This is a genomic window from Mesorhizobium sp. M7A.F.Ca.CA.002.09.1.1 (genome assembly GCF_003998555.1).
Taxonomy (GTDB): Bacteria; Pseudomonadota; Alphaproteobacteria; order Rhizobiales; family Rhizobiaceae; genus Mesorhizobium; species Mesorhizobium ciceri.
Map to the genome: position 1 here is coordinate 1 of NZ_RZRR01000326.1, position 5,555 is coordinate 5,555.

5 protein-coding genes and 1 pseudogene are annotated in these 5,555 nt (G+C 62.7%); 1 reads left to right on the forward strand and 5 read right to left on the reverse strand.

Going from position 1 to position 5,555, the window contains the following annotated elements; translation table 11 throughout:
- A pseudogene (locus EN994_RS15905) lies at positions 1 to 306 on the forward strand (NAD(P)/FAD-dependent oxidoreductase); the annotation flags it as partial.
- Positions 307 to 332: 26 nt separating this feature from the next.
- On the opposite strand, the gene EN994_RS15910 reads toward EN994_RS15905, so the two are convergent.
- The 5 genes from EN994_RS15910 to EN994_RS15930 form a co-directional block, all read right to left on the reverse strand.
- Positions 333 to 2,441: a molybdopterin oxidoreductase family protein gene (locus tag EN994_RS15910; protein WP_013532465.1), complete on the reverse strand. Its 2,109-nt coding sequence runs from the start codon at positions 2,439 to 2,441 to the stop codon at positions 333 to 335.
- An 82-nt stretch (positions 2,442 to 2,523) separates the two neighbouring features.
- Positions 2,524 to 4,401, reverse strand: a complete 1,878-nt coding sequence (locus EN994_RS15915; protein ID WP_013532466.1) for an ABC-F family ATP-binding cassette domain-containing protein — start codon at positions 4,399 to 4,401, stop codon at positions 2,524 to 2,526.
- A 124-nt stretch (positions 4,402 to 4,525) separates the two neighbouring features.
- Positions 4,526 to 4,975: a MucR family transcriptional regulator gene (locus EN994_RS15920; protein ID WP_013532467.1), complete on the reverse strand. Its 450-nt coding sequence runs from the start codon at positions 4,973 to 4,975 to the stop codon at positions 4,526 to 4,528.
- Between the two features lie 162 nt (positions 4,976 to 5,137).
- Positions 5,138 to 5,341 carry a hypothetical protein gene (locus tag EN994_RS15925; protein WP_013532468.1) on the reverse strand — a complete coding sequence of 68 codons (204 nt, stop codon included), beginning with the start codon at positions 5,339 to 5,341 and terminating at the stop codon, positions 5,138 to 5,140.
- The coding region (locus EN994_RS15930) for an EamA family transporter (RefSeq protein WP_164745951.1) at positions 5,334 to 5,555 on the reverse strand (222 nt) is incomplete at its 5' end. The genes EN994_RS15930 and EN994_RS15925, both read right to left, overlap by 8 nt.

The following is a 5,555-nucleotide window of genomic DNA, read 5'->3' on the forward strand; positions in this document are numbered from 1 at the left end:
GTACCCGACATTGCCGAGATCACCGAACAGGGCGCCCGTTTTACCGACGGCAGGCATGGCGAGTTCGACGCGATCATCTTCGCCACCGGCTTCCGGCCCGGCTACGCCAAATTGCTGGAGCCCGGCGTTCAGCCAGAGCGCAGCGGCGTCAATGCGAGGGCTTCAGAGCTTGGCCTCTATCTCATCGGCTTTCACAATCCGGTCACCGGATTGCTGCGCGAAATCTCGATCGAGGCCGAGCAGATCGCCGACGACATCAGTCTTAGGCGAAACCGAAAGAAGGTGGCCGAAGCCCTGCCGGTATAATTTGACGCGAGAGCAACTGAGTTCTCTCACCTTGCCGCGCGCAGCCAGACCTTGTTGTCGTGGAAGGCAGCACCCCCATAGGGTGCAGGCGCGTCGGCGCCGGTCAAAACGTTGATGCCCTCGCCGCGCTCATGGGCGCTGTTTGGCCAGATGCCTTCGGCGATCACCACGCCACGCTTGATGCCGTCGAACAATTTTGCATGCAGCACGACTTCGCCGCGCTGGTTGCCGACCTCGACACGGTCGCCATCGGCCAGCCCAAGTGCCGCGGCATCGTCGGGATGTAGAAGCAGTTCCGGGCGGCCCTCCCTGGCTTTCGACACCGGTGTTTCCGAGAATGTCGAATTGAGGAAGTTGCGCGCCGGCGACGTCGTCAGCCGGAACGGGTGGGCTTCGTCGGCGACCTCGATCAGGTCGACATGGTCGGGGAATTCCGGCAGCCGCGCCACCGGGCCGAACAGGCCCATGCTTTTGGGCGGCCGGTTGGGCGCCGCCTGCCCGGTCCAGTCGGCGCGGAAGCGGAATTTTCCATCCGCGTGGCCAAATCCGTTGATGAAGTGTGCTGCCTCGAAATCCGGCTGCAGGTCGACCCATTTGTCTTGCTTCAAGCTTTCGAAACTGCCCAGCCCGCGCTTGCCCAGGATGATGTCGATATGCTGCTGCTCGGTCAGGCCGAAACCCGGACGGTCGGCGACACCGAGGCGATCAGCCAATTGCTCGATGACGAAATGGTTGGTGCGCGGTCCCTCCGGCGGCTCGATCAGCTTGGGGCCAAGCGTGATGTGCTGGTTGCCGCCGCCCTTGTAGACATCGTCGTGCTCGAGGAACATCGTGGCCGGCAATACGATGTCGGCAAGCTTGGCCGTGTCGGTCATGAACTGCTCGTGCACGCAAGTGAACAGGTCGTCGCGCAGGAAGCCTTGCGTCACCAGCCGCTGCTCCGGCGCGACATTCACCGGATTGGTGTTCTGGATCAGCATCGCCGTCACCGGCGGGCCACCATAGAGCGCATCGCTGGCACCGGTCAGCACCGGGCCGATGCGCGAATGGTCGAGATAGCGGATCGAGGGATCGCGCATCCTGGTGCCTTCGAGCACATCCTGGTTGAGCTTGAAGATGCCGGAATTGGAATGGAAGGCGCCGCCGCCCTCATATTGCCAGCTGCCGGTGACAGCCGCGATGCACGAGGCGGCATGCATGTTGACGGCGCCATTGCGCTGGCGTGCAAAACCATAGCCGAGGCGGAAATAGGTCTTCTTGGTCGTGCCGACGAGGCGGGCGAAGGCCTCGATCTCGGCAACCGTCAGGCCCGTGATCCCGGCCGCCCACGCCGGAGTGCGCGTCTCGAGATGCGCTTCCAGCCCTCTCGGGTCGTCGGTGTATTTCGAGAGATAGGCGCGGTCGGCCATGCCCTCCTTGAACAGCACATGCATGACCGCGCAGGCCAGCGCGCCATCGGTGCCTGGCTTCAGCACAAGGCCAAGATCGGCCTGCTTCATCGTCGCGTTTTCGTAGACGTCGATGACGACGATCTTGGCGCCGCGCTCCTTGCGCGCCTTGATGGCGTGGGTCATGACGTTGACTTGGGTCACCACCGCATTGGTGCCCCAGATCACCACGCAATCGGATTTCGCCATCTCGCGCGGGTCCGGCCCGCGCAAGGCGCCGGCCCCCATCATCCAGCCCGTCCAGGCGAGATTGGTGCAGATCGACCCGAAGAAGCCGGAATACTTTTTCGCGTGGCGCAGCCGGTCGATGCCGTCGCGCTGCACCAGCCCCATCGTGCCGGCATAGTAGTAGGGCCAGATCGTCTCCGAGCCGTACCTCTCCTCGGCCGCAATGAACTTTTCGGCGACGAGGTCGAGCGCGGCCTCCCAGCTCGCTTCCTTCCAGGTGCCGTCGCCCTTAGCGCCGGCGCGGATCAGCGGCTTCAGCAAACGGTCGGGATGGTGGACGCGGTCGGCATAACGCGCAACCTTGGCGCAGACGACGCCGGCGGTGTAGCTATTGGACTTGGCGCCATGGACGCGGCCGATCCGATTGCCGTCGAGCAGTTCGACCTCGAGCGCGCAGGTCGAAGGACAATCATGCGGACAGGCCGAATGGCCGATGCGAAGCTTGGCGTGCTGGTTCATGCGGCAAGACTAGCGGGTTTCAAAGGGCGCGTGTAGGGCCAGATGATTAGCCAATCTCCCCACTTGTGGGGAGATTGCGTAATCACTCCGCCGTGCCTTCTTCATACTCTGCCGACATGGACAGCCACTTTTCCTCGTGGCCGGCCAGCGTCTGGGCCAGTTGCGAGCGCTCCTTGGCCAGCCGGGTCGCTGTCGAGGGATCCTTTTCGTACACCGCCGGATTGGACAGTTCGTCCTCGATGCCGTCGATGCGCTTGCGGATGCGGTCCATCAGCGCTTCGGTGGCGCGGATTTCCTTGGCCAGCGGCTCGAAGGCGGCGCGGCGTGCCGCCGCATCGCGACGGCGGTCGGCCTTTGACGCCTTTTCCGCCTCGCGCTTGCCGCGGCGGTCGCCGGACACGCCGGTGACCAGCGTCTTGTAGTCTTCCAGATCGCCGTCATAGGGGTTGACCGCGCCGTCCTTGACCAGCCACAGCCGGTCGGCGGTTGCCTCGAGCAGATGGCGATCATGCGAGATCAGGATGACGGCGCCAGGGAATTCGTTCAACGCATGGATCAGCGATTCGCGGCTGTCGATGTCGAGATGGTTGGTCGGTTCGTCGAGGATGAACAGGTTCGGCCCCTCGAAGGCCGACAGGCCCATCAGCAGCCGCGCCTTCTCGCCGCCCGAAAGATCCTTGGCGGCGGTGTTCATTTTCTCGGTCGTGAGGCCGAACTGGGCGACGCGGCCGCGCACCTTCGATTCCGGCGCCTCCGGCATCAACCGGCGGACATGCTCGTAGGCGTTTTCGTCCGGCCGCAGATCGTCGAGCTGATGCTGAGCGAAGATCGCCACCTTCAGCCCGGGCGCCACCGTCATGGTGCCGCTCTCCTGCTTCAACCGGCCGGACAGCAGTTTGGCGAAGGTCGACTTGCCGTTGCCGTTGGCGCCGAGCAGCGCGATGCGGTCGTCGGCGTCGATGCGCAGCGTCATCTTCTTAAGGATCGGCTGCTCCTCGGTGTAGCCGACATTGACGTTGTTCAGCGCCACGATCGGCGAGGCCACCGTCTTCACCGGCTCGGGGAAGGAGAACGGCCGCACCGAGTCGTTCACCAGGGCCGCGATCGGCTTCATCTTTTCCAGTGCCTTGATGCGCGACTGTGCCTGTCTCGCCTTGGAGGCCTTGGCGCGGAACCGTTCGACGAAGGATTCCATGTGCTTACGCGCGGCTTCCTGCTTGACGCGGCCCTTCTCCTGCAATTCCTTCTGTTCGGTGTATTGACGCTCGAACTGGTCGTAGCCGCCGCGCCAGAAGGTCAGCTTCTTCTGGTCGAGGTGAACGATCGAGTTGACGGCGCGGTTGAGCAGGTCGCGGTCGTGCGAGATCAAAAGCACGGTGTGCGGATATTTCGACACGTAGTTTTCCAACCACAGCGTGCCTTCAAGATCGAGATAGTTGGTCGGCTCGTCGAGCAGCAGCAGATCGGGCTCGGCAAACAGCACCGCGGCGAGCGCCACGCGCATGCGCCAGCCGCCGGAAAAGGAGGAGGCCGGACGCCGTTGCGCAGCGTCATCGAAGCCGAGGCCGGCGAGAATGGTGGCGGCGCGGGATTCGGCTGAGTGCGCGTCGATGTCGGCCAGCCGCATATGGATGTCGGCGATGCGGTGCGGATCGGTCGCCGTCTTTTCCTCTTCGAGCAACGCCGTGCGTTCGAGATCGGCCTTGAGCACGATCTCGATCAGCGCATCCTCGGTGCCTGGCGCTTCCTGCGCCACCTGGCCGATGCGGGTGCTCTTCGGCAGGCTGATCGAGCCTGTCTCGGACGGGAAATCGCCGGTAATGGCCTTGAACAGCGTCGTCTTGCCGGTACCGTTGCGGCCGACGAGGCCGGCTTTGGTGCCGGCTGGCAAGGTCAGCGAGGCATGGTCGAGAAGCAGGCGTCCGGCCATGCGGAGCGATAGGTCGTTGATGATCAGCATGGCCGCGCTTTTGCACCGGACATCAACGCTTCGCAAGGCCTTGCGGGCCAGTTGGCCGCACAAGGCCTCGAAACGACGCCCGCGAGGGCGCCGTCAAAGCAGCCGAACGGTGGCTTGCCTGCTCTCAGGCAGTCGCCTTGCGCTTCGTTGCCTTGGCGACAGCGGCCGGCGCTGCTGCCGGCTTGCGGCCAAGTCCCGTCGACTTTGCCAGCGCCGATCGCGTCGCCGAGTAGTTCGGCGCAACCATCGGATAGTCCGGCGGCAAGCCCCATTTGGCCCGATAGTCGTCCGGGCTTAGGCCGTAGTCGGTCCGCAGATGCCGCTTGAGTGACTTGAACTTCTTTCCGTCCTCAAGGCAGATGATGTAGTCGGGAAACACCGACTTCTTCGGATTGACTGCCGGAACCAGGTTTGGAGTTTCCGCGACAACTGCACCAGCGAGCTTGCGAACCGAAGCACTGACGCTGGCAATCAACTCAGGCAGGCCGGAAGCCGGAAGGGGATTGTTGCCTACATAGGCCGAGACAATATCGGCCGTCAGCTCGATAACGGTCTTATCATCGATATTTGACAATTCTTTCACCTTATTTGCGACAAAATCCTCCACCCCAGCGAAGACTTGTGTCGATGTATCTCTTTAACCGCGTCCCCCAACGGACCGCCAAGTCTCATAAAAGAATGAAGAATCGGCCAAAATAGCATTCATGCGAAATCGACGCCGTGCAAATTAGAAAATCTAATACTTGGAACCAGCAGACTTAGCGGCAGGACTTTCGTCCAATATCTCCAGAATACGCTTCCAGCGGGCGCAGCGCGCCAAATCCTTTTGTTCTATCGCCTTTTCGGCCCTCATCGCGGCGTAAAGCGGTGCCTCGACGCCGAATTCGTCGATCAGCCAATGCGCTTCCTGAATGGCCAGACGCTCATTCTCGTCAAACATGGTTTTCGGCCTCCGAACGTTCCACACCGACCGCGACACAACTGCCGATGACGAGAATGGCTCCGACAATGGCCGTCACCGTCAGCCGTTCGCCGGACAAGGTCAAAAGCAGGGTCGAGGCGATCGGCGTGAGATAGGCGACCACCGCGACCCTGCCGCTGCCTTCAAGCTTCAAGGCGCGCGACCAGAAATAGTAGCCCAAGCCCATCGGACC